This window comes from Micromonospora sp. NPDC005686, from assembly GCF_042871665.1.
Lineage (GTDB): Bacteria > Actinomycetota > Actinomycetes > Mycobacteriales > Micromonosporaceae > Micromonospora.
Genome location: NZ_JBIAIY010000010.1, coordinates 193,252 through 209,046, shown reverse-complemented (window position 1 = coordinate 209,046; position 15,795 = coordinate 193,252). Strand labels below are relative to the sequence as shown.

Annotated in this window: 17 protein-coding genes; 10 read left to right on the top strand and 7 right to left on the bottom strand. The window is 74.7% G+C overall.

Annotated elements, in window-relative coordinates; genetic code table 11:
• Positions 1-14: 14 nt before the first annotated feature.
• Complete coding sequence (locus tag ACFYON_RS23135; protein WP_354871933.1) at positions 15-851, bottom strand: undecaprenyl-diphosphate phosphatase; 837 nt, start codon at positions 849-851, stop codon at positions 15-17.
• Complete coding sequence (locus ACFYON_RS23130) at positions 848-1,900, bottom strand: LLM class F420-dependent oxidoreductase (RefSeq protein ID WP_354871930.1); 1,053 nt, start codon at positions 1,898-1,900, stop codon at positions 848-850. The genes ACFYON_RS23135 and ACFYON_RS23130 overlap by 4 nt, the downstream gene beginning before the upstream one ends.
• Before the next feature lie 163 nt (positions 1,901-2,063).
• Between ACFYON_RS23130 and ACFYON_RS23125 the strand changes: the two genes are divergently transcribed.
• Complete coding sequence (locus ACFYON_RS23125; RefSeq protein WP_354871927.1) at positions 2,064-3,032, top strand: aldo/keto reductase; 969 nt, start codon at positions 2,064-2,066, stop codon at positions 3,030-3,032.
• A gap of 67 nt (positions 3,033-3,099) precedes the next feature.
• On the top strand, positions 3,100-3,291 hold the full coding sequence (locus ACFYON_RS23120; protein WP_030274256.1) for a DUF5703 family protein: 192 nt from the start codon (positions 3,100-3,102) through the stop codon (positions 3,289-3,291).
• Positions 3,292-3,342: 51 nt separating this feature from the next.
• On the opposite strand, the gene ACFYON_RS23115 is transcribed toward ACFYON_RS23120, so the two are convergent.
• Positions 3,343-3,996, bottom strand: coding sequence for a hypothetical protein (locus ACFYON_RS23115; RefSeq protein ID WP_354871923.1), 654 nt, complete (start codon positions 3,994-3,996; stop codon positions 3,343-3,345).
• A gap of 60 nt (positions 3,997-4,056) precedes the next feature.
• Positions 4,057-5,385, bottom strand: coding sequence for a M20/M25/M40 family metallo-hydrolase (locus ACFYON_RS23110; protein ID WP_354871920.1), 1,329 nt, complete (start codon positions 5,383-5,385; stop codon positions 4,057-4,059).
• A 127-nt stretch (positions 5,386-5,512) separates the two neighbouring features.
• Between ACFYON_RS23110 and ACFYON_RS23105 the strand changes: the two genes are divergently transcribed.
• Genes ACFYON_RS23105 through ACFYON_RS23095 form a run of 3 tightly spaced genes read left to right on the top strand, consistent with a single transcriptional unit; the run spans position 5,513 to position 7,421 of the window.
• Positions 5,513-6,130 carry a hemerythrin domain-containing protein gene (locus tag ACFYON_RS23105; protein ID WP_354871917.1) on the top strand — a complete coding sequence of 206 codons (618 nt, stop codon included), beginning with the start codon at positions 5,513-5,515 and terminating at the stop codon, positions 6,128-6,130.
• A gap of 47 nt (positions 6,131-6,177) precedes the next feature.
• The gene (locus ACFYON_RS23100) at positions 6,178-7,164 is read left to right on the top strand and encodes a LysR family transcriptional regulator (RefSeq protein ID WP_354871915.1); all 987 of its coding nucleotides are present in this window, start codon (positions 6,178-6,180) and stop codon (positions 7,162-7,164) included.
• Between the two features lie 20 nt (positions 7,165-7,184).
• Positions 7,185-7,421, top strand: a complete 237-nt coding sequence (locus ACFYON_RS23095; protein WP_354871912.1) for a hypothetical protein — start codon at positions 7,185-7,187, stop codon at positions 7,419-7,421.
• Positions 7,422-7,468: 47 nt separating this feature from the next.
• Here the strand turns inward: ACFYON_RS23095 and ACFYON_RS23090 are convergent, their stop codons facing one another.
• From ACFYON_RS23090 to ACFYON_RS23080, 3 genes are all read right to left on the bottom strand, one after another.
• A complete protein-coding gene (locus ACFYON_RS23090; protein WP_354871909.1) occupies positions 7,469-7,819 on the bottom strand; it encodes a DUF3140 domain-containing protein in 351 nt (116 codons plus the stop codon).
• Entirely contained in the window at positions 7,819-7,989 is a 171-nt protein-coding gene (locus tag ACFYON_RS23085; protein ID WP_354871906.1) for a hypothetical protein, read from the bottom strand. Before ACFYON_RS23085 ends, ACFYON_RS23090 begins: the two co-directional genes overlap by 1 nt.
• Positions 7,990-8,050: 61 nt before the next feature.
• Entirely contained in the window at positions 8,051-10,600 is a 2,550-nt protein-coding gene (locus ACFYON_RS23080) for an ATP-dependent Clp protease ATP-binding subunit (RefSeq protein ID WP_354872122.1), read from the bottom strand.
• Between the two features lie 112 nt (positions 10,601-10,712).
• Here ACFYON_RS23080 and ACFYON_RS23075 point away from each other — a divergent pair, with 112 nt between their 5' ends.
• The 5 genes from ACFYON_RS23075 (at position 10,713) to ACFYON_RS23055 (ending at position 15,747) form a co-directional block, all read left to right on the top strand.
• Entirely contained in the window at positions 10,713-11,090 is a 378-nt protein-coding gene (locus ACFYON_RS23075) for a hypothetical protein (RefSeq protein ID WP_354871903.1), read from the top strand.
• 175 nt (positions 11,091-11,265) lie between these two features.
• Positions 11,266-11,526: a hypothetical protein gene (locus ACFYON_RS23070; protein WP_013286060.1), complete on the top strand. Its 261-nt coding sequence runs from the start codon at positions 11,266-11,268 to the stop codon at positions 11,524-11,526.
• A gap of 9 nt (positions 11,527-11,535) precedes the next feature.
• The gene (locus ACFYON_RS23065; protein WP_354871899.1) at positions 11,536-12,414 is read left to right on the top strand and encodes a hypothetical protein; all 879 of its coding nucleotides are present in this window, start codon (positions 11,536-11,538) and stop codon (positions 12,412-12,414) included.
• Positions 12,407-15,079: an FtsK/SpoIIIE domain-containing protein gene (locus ACFYON_RS23060; protein WP_387189410.1), complete on the top strand. Its 2,673-nt coding sequence runs from the start codon at positions 12,407-12,409 to the stop codon at positions 15,077-15,079. The genes ACFYON_RS23065 and ACFYON_RS23060 overlap by 8 nt, the downstream gene beginning before the upstream one ends.
• On the top strand, positions 15,076-15,747 hold the full coding sequence (locus ACFYON_RS23055; RefSeq protein ID WP_387189412.1) for a hypothetical protein: 672 nt from the start codon (positions 15,076-15,078) through the stop codon (positions 15,745-15,747). The genes ACFYON_RS23060 and ACFYON_RS23055 overlap by 4 nt, the downstream gene beginning before the upstream one ends.
• Positions 15,748-15,795: the final 48 nt, after the last annotated feature.

Below are 15,795 nucleotides of genomic sequence, written 5' to 3'. Positions count from 1 at the left end.
CTCGCACGACGACGTCAGGTGGCGCTGATCGTGCCGGTGGCCAGGAGGCAGATCACCAGGCTGCCCAGCGCCACCCGGTAGAGCACGAAGACGTACAGCGTGTGGTGTGCGACGTAACGCAGCAGCCAGGCGATGGCCGCGTACCCGACGGCGAACGCGATGAGCGTCGCGACCACCATCTGCGCCACGCTCGGCGCGGCGGTGCCGGGCGCGGACGGCTCGAAGACGTCCGGGAGGCTGAACACGCCGGAGATCACCACGGCCGGGATGGCCAGCAGGAACGAGTAGCGGGCCGCGGTCTCCCGGGTGAGGTTGAGCAGCAGGCCCGCGGTCAGGGTGCCGCCCGAGCGGGAGACGCCGGGCACCAGCGCCGCCGCCTGGGCGAAGCCCATCACCACGCCGTCGCGCATCCGGAAGTTCTCCAGCGTACGGGTCTGCCGGCCCCAGTACTCCGCGAAGGCCAGCAGCATCGCGCCGATGATCAGGGTGCAGGAGATCAGCCAGAGGTTCCGGCCGGCGGTGCGGATCTGGTCCTTGAAGATCAGCCCGAAGATGCCGATCGGGATGGTGCCGACGATGACGTACCAGCCCATGCGGTAGTCGAGGCTGGAGCGCACCGAGCGGTCGAACAGGCCCAGGCACCAGGTGCGGACGATTCGCCAGATGTCCTTGGCGAAGTAGATCAGGACGGCGGCCTCGGTGCCGAGCTGCGTGACAGCGGTGAACGACGCCCCGGCGTCCCGGTCGAAGAAGAGCGCCGAGGTGATCCGCAGGTGCCCCGAGGAGGACACCGGAAGGAACTCGGTCAGTCCCTGGACCAGGCCCAGGACGACGGCCTCGATCCAGGTCACTCGCCGACTCCGGACAGCTCCAGCGCCTCGGCGACGGTACGCAGGGTCTGCACCCCGCTCTCCTGGTCGGCCACGAACAGCGACACCGACAGCGTGGTCACGCCCGCGGCGGCGTACTCCCGCATCCGCTCGGCGATGCGCTCCTTGGGTCCGAGCAGCGAGGTGCGGTCGATGAACTCCATCGGTACGGCGGCGGCCGCGTCGCGCTGCCGCTTGGCCAGGTAGAGGTCCTGCACCTCGCGGGCCGCGTCGCCGTAGCCCATCCGGGTGGCGAGCTGATTGTAGAAGTTCTGCTTGCGGCTGCCCATGCCGCCGACGTACAGCGCGGCGTACCAGCGCACCAGTTCGGCGCAGGTGGCGATGTCGTCGCCGACCACGACCGGCACGGACGGCACCACGTCGAAGCCGGCCAGCTCCTTGCCCGCCGCCGCGCGGCCGGCCCGGACCGAGGCGAGGTGCTCCTCGGCGAACTCCGGGGAGTAGAAGACGGCCAGCCAGCCGTCGGCGATCTCGCCGGCCAGTTCCAGGTTCTTCGGGCCGACGGCGGCCAGGTAGATCGGGATGTGCTCGCGCGGCGGGTGGAAGCCCAGCCGCAGCGCCTTGCCGGGTCCGTCGGGCAGCGGCAGCGTGTAGTGCTCGCCGTCGTACGCGACCTCCTTGCGGGCCAGCGCGAGCTTGACGATGTCGACGTACTCCCGGGTGCGGGCCAGCGGCTTGGCGAACCGCACGCCGTGCCAGCCCTCGGAGACCTGCGGGCCGGACACGCCCAGGCCGAGCCGGAACCGGCCGCCGGAGAGCGTGTCGATGGTCGCGGCGGTCATCGCGGTCATGGCCGGGGTACGGGCCGGGATCTGCATGACCGCGGCGCCCACGTCGATGCGTTCCGTCTGCCCGGCGATCCAGGCCAGCATGCTCGGCGAGTCCGAGCCGTACGCCTCCGCGGCCCACACCACCGAGTAGCCGAGCCGGTCCGCCTCCTGGGCCAGCGCCAGGTGGTCGAACGGTGTGCTCCACGCCGTCTGGTATCCGAGGTTGAGCCCGAGTCGCACTGATCCTCCCACCGTCCGCACCACAGGTCGCATCAGGTTACGCAATGAGCGTGCGCCCTCGACGTCCGGCTCGCCCCGAACATGTCACACCGGGTGGAGGTCGCGCGGGAAGTTGACTGCGGCGAGGATATCCGTGACGCCGGGTTCGAAATAAGGTTCACGCATGCAACAGCGACCGCTCGGCCGAAGCGGGCTGGCGGTATCGCGGCTCGCGCTCGGCACCATGACCTGGGGACGGGACACCGATGCCGACGACGCGGCCGCCCAGCTGAAGAGCTACCTCGACGCGGGCGGCAACCTCGTCGACACCGCTGACGTGTACGCCGACGGCGACGCCGAGTCGGTGATCGGCTCGCTGCTGGGCAGCCTGGTGGACCGCGACGAGCTGCTGATCGCCACCAAGGCGGGCCTGCGGCCGGGCAGCCGCCGCCGGGACGGCTCGCGCGGGCACCTGCTGCGCACGCTGGACGCCTCGCTGCGCCGCCTCGGCACCGACCACGTCGACCTGTGGCAGGTGCACGGGTACGACCCGGACACCCCGCTGGAGGAGACGCTCTCGGCCCTGGACCACGCCGTGTCCAGCGGCAAGGCGCGTTACGTGGGGGTGTCGAACTTCTCCGGCTGGCAGACCGCCCGGGCGGCCGCCTGGCAGGCCGCCTGGCCGGGTCGTGCCCCGGTGGTCGCCGCGCAGGTGGAGTACTCGCTGCTGGAGCGCGGTGTGGAGCGGGAGGTGCTGCCCGCCTGCGCCGGCATGGGGCTGGGCGTGCTGCCCTGGTCGCCGCTGGGCCGGGGCGTGCTCACCGGCAAGTACCGCAACGGCCGCCCGGCCGACTCGCGGGCGGTGTCGCCACACTTCGAGCGGTTCGTCGCGTCGTACCTGGAGCCGCGCTGCTCCAGCATCGTGGAGGCGGTCGCCATCGCGGCCGGCGGGCTCGGCGTGTCGCCGCTGGAGGTGGCGCTGGCCTGGGTGCGGGACCGGCCGGGCGTGACCGCGCCGATCCTGGGCGCCCGGACCGTCGGGCAGCTCCTCGGCGCGCTGCAGGTGGAGCGGATGACGCTGCCGGAGGAGATCGTGACGGCGCTGGACGACGTGTCGGCGGTGCCGGTGGGCTACCCGGAGCGCGACGGCTGAGCCGCCGGGCGACCGGGGTCACCCGCAGGGGGTGGCGGAGGGTCCGCGACCTGGGCAGCATAGGGGCATGGACTACGAATACGCGCCGCTGCGGCTGCCCTCGAACGTCGATCGGCTGACCGCCGCGGCGCAGCTGGCGATCCAGGCCGAGTTCTCCGGCTGGGAGCTGGCCCGGGTGCGGCTCTACCGGGACGGCACGCGGCAGGTGGTGCTGCGGCGCCGCCTGGTCAACCAGTCGCAGCCGGGCCTGTCGTACTGAGCGGGCCCGTCCCCGGGGCACGCGTGGCGCGGCCCCGGGGACGCGTACGGCCTAGTGGGCGTGGTCGTGCTCCTCGTCGAGCTCCATGAACGGGTGCTCGTCGAGCCGGCCGACCAGCCGGTCGTCGGCGGCCGGCTGGAACGGGCCGACCGGATCGTCGTCGTCGAACGACTCGAGGTCGACAGGGGTGCCGACCTCGCTGACCATCACCACCCCGTCCAGCGGCTCCAGCTCCGGCACGTCGAGCGCGGACAGCGAACCGTCGCCGCTCTGCAGCAGCTCCAGCACCGCCTCGCCGACCCCCTCCACCGGCGCCGGCTCGTCGTCCTCCGGGGTGCCCTCCCGGCGGGCCGCCTCGGCCGCGCGCAGCAGCGCGGCGACGCTCGGCACCCGGTAGTCGCGCCGCTGCCGCACCGAGATCACCCGCGGGTGCGGATCGGTGGGCTCGCCGCCCTCCACGGCGCCGAAGCGCTCGTCGGCCTCGTCCGGGTCGATCGACTCCACGTCCCAGGGCGTCACCTCGCCGAACGCGTCGAGCAGCTGCTCGTCGTAGGCGAACGAGGCGTTGTTCAACGCGACGTACGCCTGCCAGACGGCGTCGTCGTCGATCCGGCCCTGGGCGGCCCGGACGGCGGCCAGGTGCGCGCGAGCCGCGTCGATCACCCGCTCGAGGGCGGCGTCCAGCTCACCGTGCTGGTCGGTCATGTGTGGCAGTCCCTTCGCGATGGGGGGGGGTTCCGCGCCGGCGGCGCCGCGGGGGCGCGGTCAGCAGGTACGGAGGAAGCGGTCCAGAACCCGCACGCCGAACTGTAGTCCGTCCAGCGGAACCCGCTCGTCGATGCCGTGGAACAGGCCGGAGAAATTGAGGTCGGCGGGCAGCCGCAGCGGCGCGAACCCGAAGCAGCGGATGCTGAGCTGGGAGAACGCCTTGGCGTCGGTGCCGCCGGAGAGCATGTACGGCACCGGGTGGGCGCCCGGGTCCTCGGCGCGCAGCGCCTCCGACATCCGCGCCACCAGGTCACCGTCGAACGTGGTCTCCAGGGCCGGCTGGCGCTGGACGTACTCGATGGCGATGTCCGGCCCGACCAGCTCGCGCAGCTGCCGCTCCAGTTCCTCGCTCTGCCCGGGCAGGCTGCGGCAGTCGATGGTGGCGGTGGCCCGGCCGGGGATGACGTTGTCCTTGTAGCCGGCGGCCAGCCGGGTCGGGTTGGCGGTGTTGCGGACGGTCGCGCCGATGATGTTGGCGATCGGGCCGAGCTTGGCGATCGCGGTCTCCGGGTCGTCCGGGTCGATCTCGATGCCGAGCACGTCGGACACCTCGGCCAGGAACGCCCGTACGGTGTCGGTCATCACCACCGGGAAGCGGTGCCGGCCGATCCGGGCGACCGCCTCGGCGAGCGCGGTGACGGCGTTGTCGTCGTGCACCATCGAGCCGTGGCCGGGCCGGCCCTTGGCGTGCAGGCGCAGCCAGTCGATGCCCTTCTCGGCGGTCTCGATCAGGTAGAGGCGGCGCTGCTCGTCGACCGAGTAGGAGAAGCCGCCGACCTCGCCGATCGCCTCGGTGCAGCCGTCGAACAGGTCGCGGTGGCGCCGGGTGAGGAAGTGCGCGCCGTAGTCGCTGCCGGCCTCCTCGTCGGCGGTGAACGCGAGTACGACGTCGCGCCGGGGGCGGACGCCGGTGCGCTGCCAGTCGCGGACCACCGCGAGCACCATCGCGTCGAAGTCCTTCATGTCGATCGCGCCGCGGCCCCACAGGTAGCCGTCGCGGATCTCGCCGGAGAACGGGTGCACCGACCACTCGTCGGGGTCGGCGGGCACCACGTCGAGGTGGCCGTGGACGAGCAGCGCGTCGCGGCCGGGCTCGGTGCCGGGGATCCGGGCGACCAGGTTGGCCCGGCCGGGCGCCGACTCGTGGATCTCGGCGTCCAGGCCGACCTCGGCGAGCTTCTCCGCGACGTACTCGGCGGCGCGCCGCTCCCCCGCGCTGGTGTCGTTGTCGCCGGTGTTCGTGGTGTCGATGCGCAGCAGGTCGCGGCAGAGGTCCACGACCTCGTCGGTGGCGTCGGGTCGGGCGGGGGCGGCGTCGCTCGTCATCGCTTCCTTATACCAGCAGGTGGGTGGGCGCGGGCCGCCGGTGCTGGGGCGGCGGTTTCGCGAATCGCCCGGCCGGGTACCGCCGGACCGCCCGGACATCGACTCCGGCCGTCACGAGGAGGGCACCATGACCGTCCCCCTGCCGCCGCTGCCGCCCGCCGCCGACGACGCGTACCGGCCGGGCGGGCGAAGCGTCGCCGACCTCGTGGACACCGAGCACCGGGCGCTGCTGGAGCTGGCCGACCGGGTCACCGATCCGGCGCTGGACGCCGCCCCCCGGCGTGAGGTGCTCGACGTCCTGACCGCCGCGGTGTCCCGGCACCTGTCCGCCGAGGAGCAGTACCTGTTCCCGGCGGCCCGTGCCGCCATGCCGGACGCCGCCGGACTGGTCGAGCGGGAGATCGAGGCCGACGCCGGGCTGCTGACCGCGCTCAAGCAGCTGTCCGGCGCCGACGATCCGGCGGTCGCCGACGTGGCCGAGCGGGTACGCCGGCACGTCAGCCGCGTCGCCGCCCTGGTCACGCCGCTGCGCGAGGTGGCGAGCGACGCCGAGCTGATCCGGCTGGGCAACCGGTGGGAGATCGCGGAGGAGGCGGCGCCGACCCGCCCGCACCCCGGCACGCCCGCCACCCCGCCCTGGAACAAGATCGTCGAACCGGCGGTCGGGGTGTTGGACAAGGTGCGCGACGCGGTCACCGGGCGGCGTACCCGGCTGAGTGACCTGGAGCACCGTCGCCAGGCGTGAGCCGATCGCCCCTTCCGCGCATCGGTTCGTGGTCCTACCGTCACGGTATGGATCTGGAGCTGCGACACCTGCGTGTGGTCTGCGCGATCGCGGAGACGGGGAGCGTCACCAAGGCCGCCTCGGCGCTCGGCCTGGCCCAGCCGGCGCTGACCGCCCAGCTTCAGCGGATCGAACGGGCGCTGGGCGGGCCGCTGTTCGAGCGGGACCGCCGCGGCGCCCGTCCCACCGCCCTGGGTGAGCTGGTGCTGGACCGGGCGCGGGTGCTGCTGCCGGCGATGAAGGGCCTGCGGGACGAGGCGGCCCGGATGGCCGGCGCGGGCGATCCACTGCGCCGCTACCGCTTCGGCGGGGTGAACAGCCCGATCCTCGGGCGGCTGGTGCACCGGCTCGCCGCCGATCGGCCGGACGCGCAGATCACCACGTACGGCTCCTGGTCGGTGGACGAGCTGGCGCAGATGGTGGCCGGTGGGCGGCTCGACTTCGCGCTGACCGGCGTGTGCGGCGACTCGACGCCGTCGGCCGGGTTCGGGCTGAGCTGGCGGGAGGTGGCGGTCGAGCCGATCTGCGTCCTGCTGCCGCAGACCCACCCGCTGGCCGGCCGCGACGAGGTCGACCTTGTCGAACTGCGGCGGGAGCGGTGGGTGGCCGCGCCGGGCGACGGCTGCTTCGGCGACTGCTTCGCCGCCGCCTGCGCCCGCTCCGGCTTCACCCCGAAGAAGGTGTACGAGGCGGACGTGCGGGCCGCGCTGGACCTGGTGGACGCCGGCGAGGCAGTGGCGTTGTGCCAGGCCACGTTCCGTCCGGTGGCCGGGCTGGTCACCCGCCGGCTGGCCGGCACGCCGCTGCGCTGGCGGCTGCTGCTGGGCTGGCACCCGGACGTGCCGGCCGCCGCGGTGGCCGAGCCGGTGCTGGCGGCGGCGGTCGCGGCGTACACCGACGCGCTGGCGAACCATCCGGAATACCTGGGCTGGCTGCTGGCGCACCCGGCGTTCGGCGTGCAGCCCAACGGCGCGGGCGGGGTGCGAATCGCCTGAACCCGGGTATCACCGGCGACATGACTGATCTGTATCCGGCCGCCGACCAGCGGGAACTGCTGCGCCAGGCGGCTGCCGCGCACACCACCACCGCCGCCGAGGTGGAGGCGTTCCTGCGCCGGTTGCCGGAGGTGCCGGGCCCGGCCGACGTGACCGAGTACGCCGACCTGCTCAGCCGCGAGGAACGTGCCCGAGCCGACCGGCAGGCCGCGGCGGACGCGGCCGGGCTGCGGCTGCCCAGCCTGGAGTCGGAGTAGCCGACGGCGCCCGGGCGGGTGATCCGCCCGGGCGCCGTCGTGCCGGCTCAGCGTTCGGCGAGCACGTCGTGTCCGAGGTCGAGCAGGGCGTGGCGCCACTCGTCGTCGGCGTTGCCCCGGCGTGGCCGCTGTGCGGTCAGCTCCCGGATCCGGCTGATCGCCTCCCGCATCACCTCGATGTCCTCCGGCGTGAGGTCCACCTTGCGCTTGCGCAGCACGGCGAGGATCTGCCGGCCGGGCTCGGGCAGGTCGAGGTCCGGGTTCGGGCCGAACGCCTCCTCCCCCGACCCGCGGGTGAGCAGCCACTGCCGCAGCGTCTCGGAGGACACGTTCACCTCGGCGTGGAAGTCGTCCCAGATCACCTCGACCTCGGGGTCGAGTCGCGCCTCGCGTACCATCACGCCTCCTCTGCCGGCGGCGGCCCGGGTGCCGGCTCGCCCTCGTTCGGTGTGTGCTGCCTCTGGCCCTCCGGCGGCACCCGCACCCGGGACGGGTTCGCCGTCGGGGTCGCCTCGATCGGTTCGCCGGCCCCGGTGTCGTCGTCGGTGACTTCCTCGGGTTCGGTCATGTCCGCCCTCCGGTCCTTCGGTGGCGGCCGTCCCGGCTCGGCCGGGACGAGCCCCGCCCGGTCATCGGGGATGGGACGTGGTGGCCGGCGTGTAGCCCCGCTCACCGGCGGTGACGTCGAAGACGAGCTGGTCGTCGCGGGTGTCCACGGTGACCTTCTGCCCCGGGGAGACCTCGTTCTGCAGCAGCATCCGGGACAGCCGGTTGTCGACCTCGCGCTGGATCACCCGGCGCAGCGGGCGGGCGCCGAACTCGGGCTGGTAGCCGTGCTCGGCGAGCCAGTCGACGCCCGCCGTGCTGAAGTCGACCTGGATGTCCTGGGCGTGCATGCGGCGGCGGGTCTCCTCCAGCAGCAGCCCGGTGATCTGGCGCAGCTGCTCGGCCTCCAGCCGCTGGAAGACGATCACCTCGTCGATGCGGTTGAGGAACTCCGGGCGGAAGTTCTCCTGGAGCCGGCGCATCAGCCGCTCCCGCAGCTCGTCGCCCTCCCGCTCGCCGGGCGCGCCGGTGGCGAAGCCGACAGTGCGCTGGGTGCCGGTGATCAGCTCCGAGCCGAGGTTGCTGGTCATGATCAGCACGGTGTTCTTGAAGTTCGCGGTTCGGCCCTGGCTGTCGGTGAGCCGTCCCTCGTCGAGCACCTGGAGCAGGATGTTGAACACGTCCGGGTGCGCCTTCTCGATCTCGTCCAGCAGCACCACCGCGTACGGGCGACGCCGTACCGCCTCGGTGAGCTGACCGGCCTCCTCGTAGCCGACGTACCCGGGCGGTGCGCCGACCAGCCGGCTGACGGTGTGCCGCTCCTGGAACTCGCTCATGTCGACCCGGACCATCCGGTCCGCCTCGCCGAACAGCGCCTCGGCCAGCGCGCGGGCCAGTTCGGTCTTGCCGACACCGGTCGGGCCGAGGAACAGGAAGCTGCCCATCGGCCGGTCCGGGTCGGCCAGCCCGGTGCGGGACCGGCGTACCGCCTCGGCGACGGCGCTGACCGCGTCGTCCTGGCCGATCACCTTCTCGTGCAGGTGGCCCTCCAGGCGCAGCAGCCGGTCGCGTTCCTCCTCGGTGAGCTGGGTGACCGGGATGCCGGTGGCCCGGGAGACCACCTCGGCGATCTCCGTCGGCCCCACCTCGGGCACGTGGTTGGGTCCCTCGTCGCCGCGGGCCCGGCGGACCTGCTCCTCCAGTTCGGCAAGCCGGTCGCGCAGCGCGGAGGCGCGCTCGTACTGCTCGTCGGAGACCGCCTGCTCCTTGTCCCGGCGGGTCTCGTCGAGCTGCTGCTCCAGCTCACGCACGTCCTCGGCGGGCGTACGCGTGCGCAGCCGCACCCGTGCGCCGGCCTGGTCGATGAGGTCGATCGCCTTGTCCGGCAGGAACCGGTCGGTGATGTACCGGTCGGACAGCTCACCGGCGGCGACCAGCGCCTCGTCGGCGAACCGGACCTGGTGGTGCGCCTCGTACCTGTCGCGCAGGCCGCGCAGGATCGCGACGGTGTCCTCCACCCCCGGCTCGGGCACCAGCACCGGCTGGAACCGGCGGGCCAGCGCGGCGTCCTTCTCGATGCTGCGCCGGTACTCGTCGAGCGTGGTCGCGCCGATCACCCGCAGCTCGCCGCGCGCCAGGGCCGGCTTGAGCATGTTCGACGCGTCCATCCCGCCCTCGCTGCCGGCGCCGCCCGCGCCGACCAGCGTGTGGATCTCGTCCAGGAAGATGATCAGCTCGTCGCGGTGGGCGCGGATCTCGTCGATCACCTTCTTCAGCCGCTCCTCGAAGTCACCTCGGTAGCGGGTGCCGGCGACCAGGCCGGCCAGGTCGAGCTGGATCACCCGCTTGCCGATCAGCGTCTGCGGCACGTCGCCGTCGCAGATCCGCTCGGCCAGGCCCTCCACGATCGCCGTCTTGCCGACACCGGCCTCGCCGATCAGCACCGGGTTGTTCTTGGTCCGCCGGGACAGGATCTCCACGGCCTGCTCGATCTCGTCGGCCCGGCCGATCACCGGGTCGATCTGGTCCATCCGGGCCAGCTCGGTGAGGTCCTGGCCGTACTGGTCGAGCGTGGGGGTTCCGTGATCGGGACGCGGGGCGGTCGCCGCTCCGCGCTCGGCGCTGGCGGCCTGCAACGACTCGGGCTGGATCCGGCCCGCGGCGAGCATCCGGCCGGCCGGCGACTCGGGGTTCAGCGGCAACGCCATCAGGATGTGCTCGGGACCGATGTAGTTGGCGCCCATCGCGCGGGAGAGCTGGTGGGCGTCCAGCAGCGCCCGCTTCGCCGCCGGGGTCAGCGACAGGTTCGGCGGCACCTCGCCGCGCGGCGCGCCGTCGCCGTGACCGCCCAGCGCGCCGAGCAGCGCGTCCGGGTCGGCGCCGGCCCGGCGTACCAGGTCGCGCAGCGGTTCCCGCTGCAACGCCGCCCAGAGCAGGTGGTCGGTGTCCAGGTCGTTGCTGTGCTTCTGGGCGGCGCGGCGGGCCGCGTCGGCGAGCATCTCCCGGGCGTCAGCGGTCATCAGGCGGGTGATGTCGACCCGGTGCGCCGGTCGGCGTCCCCCCTCGCCCCGGCCGAAGTATCGGGCCAGGAACTCGTCCCAGGGGTCGTTGCCGAAGTCGCCCGGTCCCATCATCATCGTCCTCCGCAGTCAGTCGGCACGACCGGCGCCCGGCACGCGCGGCACGGTCGGCGGTGGCTACCCGGCGGTCGGCGCGACAAACGCGACCGGATGGCAGGCTGGGGGCATGGATGACAGACCGCTGCTGGTGGTGGACGGGGCGAACGTGGTGGGTTCGCGCCCGGACGGCTGGTGGCGGGACCGGGCCGGCGCGGCGGCGCGGCTGCGCGACGCGCTGGCGCCGGTCGGCGAGGCGGGCGTGCCGCCGGAGCTGCCGCCGCCGGTGCGGGTGGTGCTGGTGGTGGAGGGGGCGGCCCGGCACACACCGCCCGCGCCCGGCGTGGAGGTGGTGTCCGCGCCCGGCTCCGGCGACGACACGGTGGTCGAGCTGGTCGCCGCCGCGCCGGACCGGCGGCGGGTGGTGGTCACCGCCGACCGGGGACTGCGCGAGCGGGTGACCGCGCTCGGTGCGGAGGTACGCGGCCCGCGTTGGCTGGGCCGTTAGCCGGCCGGTCCCGCCGCCGGGACCACGGCGCCCGCCGACGGGACCGGCGGTCAGGGTCTTCGCGCACGTCAAGGCGGGAACCGGACACGCGGGTCGCAACGGTGCGAGGGTGGATGTTCGTCCACCCGTTCCGATGGGTTGTAATGGAGATCTCTTTCGCCCTCAGGAGGTCCCCGTGGCGAGCGTTGCCGAGCTGAAGGCAGCCATCGATGTCGCTCTCCAGCAGATCGGTGACGGCCAGACAGCGGTGCAGGCAGCCGGCGAGAAGCTGGCCGAGGCGCAGCAGACGCTGGCCGGCGCGCTGGAGGGCAGCGGGCACGAGACGGTCGAGGCGGCGCAGGCCTCGCTGACACAGGCCGGTCAGGAACTGGAGGAGTGCCTGGCCGCGACACTGGTCGCGGTGGAGCAGGCACAGCTCTACGTCGCGACGCTCTGAGGCCCGGCCGTGTCCATCGTCGAGGACATCGGCGCGCAGGTCCGCGCCGCCGCCGAGGAACTGCCCCTCGCGCAGCTCGCCGCCGCGCTGGAGAAGCTCGGCCAGGCGCAGGAGCGGCTGCGCTGGGTGCGCCAGGAGTCGTCCGACCCGATGGGGGTGCCGGAGCTGTCCTCGGCCACCGAGCACGCCGAGACCGCCGGCTACGCGCTGCGCGTGGCGCAGGAGCAGCTCACCGCGTACCTGGCCGCGATCGGGCTGGCCCCCGACGGCGCGCGCCCGACGCCGCAAGGCGAGGGGCGGCCCCGGCACGACACGCCACGCGGCCAGGACCCGCCCGCGCCCGGCCCGGCCGCCGAGCCGGGCGAACAGCCGGCGGTACGGCGCTGGTGGGCGGTGCGGGTGGCGGAGCTGACCGGCGGCCGGGAGGGGCCGCCGGACGAGCCGGACGAGCGCGTCGGGGACGCCCACGAGCTGCTGCGCCGGGTGGTCGCCGGCGTCCGCTCGGGCGACCGGGACCGGCTGCGCCGCGAGCTGCGCCGGGCGCACGCCGACGTGGGGCTGGGACTGGCCGCGATCACCCCGCCGCTGCTGCGCGAGCTGGCCGGTGAGCTGCTCGGCCATCCGCCCCGCGCGGACGACCTGCCCCGGCTGCGCGGCGCGCTGGACTCACGGGTCCGTGACCTGCTGCCCGGGCTGCCGCCGCCGGTGCTGGACACGCTGCTGACCCGGGTCTGCCGGATGCCCCCGCCGCGCCGCGGCGACGACGCGGAGCAGCCGCACGCCGCCGACCCGGCCGTCACCGCCGGGGTGCTCACCGCCGTGCTGCTCGACCGGCTCGGCCGGGACCTGCCGAAGGACACCGACGAACCGGAGCCGCCCCGTGCCTGACGTCCGCGCTCAACTGGTGACGCGGGCCCGGGGGATGCTCTCCGAGGCCCTGGGCGCCACCCGTACCCGCCTCACCGCCGCCGAGGCCGAGCTGGCCGCCGGGCGGGAGCGGCTGGCCCGTACCCGCCGGGCCGCGGCGGCGGTGCCCGCCCGGGTGGGCGCCGCGCGCGACCGGCGCCTCGCCGAGATCGACGCCCGGCACACCGCCCGCCTGGCCGAGCTGGCCCGGCGGGCCGCCGCCGCGGCGCAGCGGGAGGCGCCCGGCGCGGCGTCCGCGCCCTGGGACCGCTGGCAGGCCACGCCCGCCGGCCGGTCCGAGCCGCCGGGCGCGTCGCGCATCGGCACGGTACGCCTCGACGGCGCCGAACCGGTGCCGGCGCTGGTCCCGCTGCTGGACGTCGGGCACGCGCACCTGGCCGGCGGCGACCGGGCCGGCCTGGCCGCCGTGGTGCCCGCGCTGCTGCTGCGCTCGGTCGGGCGGGCCGACCCGGGCGCGGTACGGCTGTACGGATACGACCCGGAGCACCTGGGTGGCGGGCTGGCCGGGTTCGCGCCGCTGGGCACCGCCGGGCTGCTCACGTTCGTCGGGCCGGGCGGGCTGGGCCGGCTGCTGGACGACCTGGTGGAGCAGATCCGCCGGATCAACGCCACGGTGCTCGCCGGTGAGTACGGCTCGCTGCGCGAGCTGGCCGCCGCCACCGGACGCCGCCCGGAGCCGTGGCGGGTGGCGGTGCTGCTCGGCGGCGACGAGCTGTCCCGGCACGAGCGCGGCCAGCTCGACCGGGTGGTCCGCACCGGGGCGGCCTGCGGCGTGCACCTGGTGGTCCGCGGCATCGAGCTGCCCGACGACCCGACTGTCACCCGGATCACCGTGGAGCCGGACGACGCCCGCATCGCCGGGCTGCCGGTGGTGCTCGACGCGCCGCCGCCGCCCGCCCTGGTCACCGAGACCTGCCGCGCCGTCGCGTCCCGGGTGGCCGCCGGCCCGCCGCCGACGCCGTTCACCGACCTGCTCCCGCCTCCGGAGGAGTACTGGCGGGAGGACTCGGCGCACGGGCTCACCGCGCCGGTCGGCGAGGGCCCGCACGGGCGGCAGGTGCTGCTCACGCTCGGCGACTACCCGCCGCACGCGTTGATCGGCGGCCCGTCGGGCACCGGCAAGACCAACCTGATCTTCGCCTGGATCGGCGCGCTCGCCGCCCGCTACTCCCCCGCCGAGCTGGAGTTCTATCTGCTGGACTTCAAGGAGGGCGTGTCCTTCGCCCGGTTCGCGCAGGGCCGGCGCGACCCGAGCTGGCTGCCGCACATGCGGCTGGTCGGCATCAACGTCAACACCGACCGGGAGTTCGGCCTGGCGCTGCTGCGCTTCCTGGCCGAGGAGCTGCGCCGGCGCGCCGACGCGGCGAAGAAGCACGAGGTCACCAAGCTGGCCGAGCTGCGCGCGGTGGACCCGGACGGGCACTGGCCGCGCATCGTGGCGGTGGTCGACGAGTTCCAGGCGCTGCTCGCCGGCCGGGACGTGCTCGCCCGGGAGGCCGCCGACCTGCTGGAGGACCTGGCCCGGCGGGGCCGGTCGCAGGGCATCCACCTGGTGCTCGCGTCGCAGGACGTGCGCGGCATCGAGGCGCTGTGGGGACGGCCCGCGCTGGTCGCGCAGTTCACGCTGCGGATCGCGCTGCCGAAGGCGCTGCGCATCCTGGCCGAGCGTAACGACGCCGCGCAGTCGCTGCCCCGCCACCACGCGGTCATCAACGCCGAGTCGGGCCTGGCCGAGGGGAACGAGGTGGCCCGGATCCCGTCGGCCAGCGACTGGGAGACGTGGAGCGAGCTTCAGCACCGGCTGTGGCGGATGCGCCCGCAGGACGCGGCGCCGGCCCGGCTGTTCGACGGCGACGCGATCCCGAGGCTGGACGACGCGCCCGACTTCCGCGCGCTGACCGCGCCGGAGCAGGGCGTGCCGCGCAGCCCGGTGGCGCTGCTCGGCGAGATCATCGACGTGCAGTCCCGCTCGGCGGCGCTGCGGCTGCCCCGCGCGCCGGGCCGCAACCTGGCCGTGCTGGGCACCCGGGTGGACGACGCGTGCGCGGTGCTGGACGCCGCCGCCCGCTCGCTGGCCCGGCAGTACCGGCCCGGCACCGCCCGGTTCTCGATCGCCTGCCTGGACCCGGACGCAGACCCGGCCGCCCGCGCCCTGTACGACGACCTGGCCGGCGACGCCTCCTGGTACGACGAGGAGACCGTGCCGGAGCTGATGGCCGAGGTGGGCGACGGACTGGGCGCGCCGGGCGCGACGCATACCCCGCACTTCCTGCTGCTGTACGCGGTGGACGCGGCGGCCGCGGCGCTGGCCGGCAAGGCCGGTACGCGTACCGGGCTGGAGCAGTTGCGCCGGATCCTGCACGACGGGCCGGAACGGCGTACGCACGTGCTGGCCTGGTGGCGTGGCGTGGCCCGGATGCGCGTGGACCTGGGCGGCGCGGGCGCGCGCACGGACCAGATCGGCGCCTGGGTGGCGCTGGACGTGCAGGGCGGCGAGCTGGGCTCCTCGCTCTATCCGGGCAGCGGCGGCCCGGACTGGTATCCCCGGCCGTGGCGCGGTCTCTACTTCGACCGGGCGGTGCACCGCACCGGACAGGTGATCATCCCTTATGGTCCCTCCCGATGAACGAACCGGTTGCCAGTGAGACGTACAGCGCGCAGATCCGCCGGCTCGCCGAGCTGACCGCCCGGGTGTCCGCCCAGCGGGCCGAGGCGCACACCTGGTACGCCCAGCAGGTGGCCGCCGCCGACCGGGCGGTCGCCGAGGCCGGCGAGCAGGTCCGGCAGGCCGAGGAGGAGGCGGCCGAGGCGGCCCTGCTGGTGGAGCGCGTCGACGGCGAGGTCGCTCACCTGTGGACGCAGTTGCGGGCCCGGCTGGGCGGGAGCACCCGGCGGCTGGGTGACCCGCCCGGCCCGGTCCGGGGCGCCGCCGGGGATCCGGTGCCGCTGCTGCGCGCGGTCCGGGAACTGCTGGAGCGCACCGGGGCGCCGGGCGAGCTGCCCGGCTCGGTGAACCCGCTGCTGATCGCGTGCGGGATCGGCGGCGCGCTGGTGGCGTACGCGCTGGGGGTGGGCGCGCGGGCGCTGGGCGCCGGTTCCAGCGGCGACCTGGCGGTGGGCCTGCCGGTGCTGGCCCTGGTGGTGACGCTGCTCGGTCCGGTGATCGGGCTGGCGCCGGCCCGGCTGCTGGCCGACCGGCGGCACGCGGTGCTGACCCCGCGCCCGATGATCCTGGTGGCCGCCTCGGGTCTGGTGACGACCCTGCTCCTGCTGACCGCGACGTACGCCCGCTGACCGGTCACGAGGTCGGCGACGCGACACGCCGTCGCAGCGCGCCGGTCG

Coding starts and splice junctions, on each gene's coding strand:
- ACFYON_RS23120 (WP_030274256.1), top strand. CDS start 3,100: ATGGACTACGAATACGCGCCGCTGCGGCTGCCCTCGAACGTCGATCGG.
- ACFYON_RS23095 (WP_354871912.1), top strand. CDS start 7,185: ATGACTGATCTGTATCCGGCCGCCGACCAGCGGGAACTGCTGCGCCAG.
- ACFYON_RS23090 (WP_354871909.1), bottom strand. CDS start 7,819: ATGGTACGCGAGGCGCGACTCGACCCCGAGGTCGAGGTGATCTGGGAC.
- ACFYON_RS23115 (WP_354871923.1), bottom strand. CDS start 3,996: ATGACCGACCAGCACGGTGAGCTGGACGCCGCCCTCGAGCGGGTGATC.
- ACFYON_RS23055 (WP_387189412.1), top strand. CDS start 15,076: ATGAACGAACCGGTTGCCAGTGAGACGTACAGCGCGCAGATCCGCCGG.
- ACFYON_RS23110 (WP_354871920.1), bottom strand. CDS start 5,385: ATGACGAGCGACGCCGCCCCCGCCCGACCCGACGCCACCGACGAGGTC.
- ACFYON_RS23100 (WP_354871915.1), top strand. CDS start 6,178: ATGGATCTGGAGCTGCGACACCTGCGTGTGGTCTGCGCGATCGCGGAG.
- ACFYON_RS23075 (WP_354871903.1), top strand. CDS start 10,713: ATGGATGACAGACCGCTGCTGGTGGTGGACGGGGCGAACGTGGTGGGT.
- ACFYON_RS23085 (WP_354871906.1), bottom strand. CDS start 7,989: ATGACCGAACCCGAGGAAGTCACCGACGACGACACCGGGGCCGGCGAA.
- ACFYON_RS23105 (WP_354871917.1), top strand. CDS start 5,513: ATGACCGTCCCCCTGCCGCCGCTGCCGCCCGCCGCCGACGACGCGTAC.
- ACFYON_RS23080 (WP_354872122.1), bottom strand. CDS start 10,600: ATGATGGGACCGGGCGACTTCGGCAACGACCCCTGGGACGAGTTCCTG.
- ACFYON_RS23125 (WP_354871927.1), top strand. CDS start 2,064: ATGCAACAGCGACCGCTCGGCCGAAGCGGGCTGGCGGTATCGCGGCTC.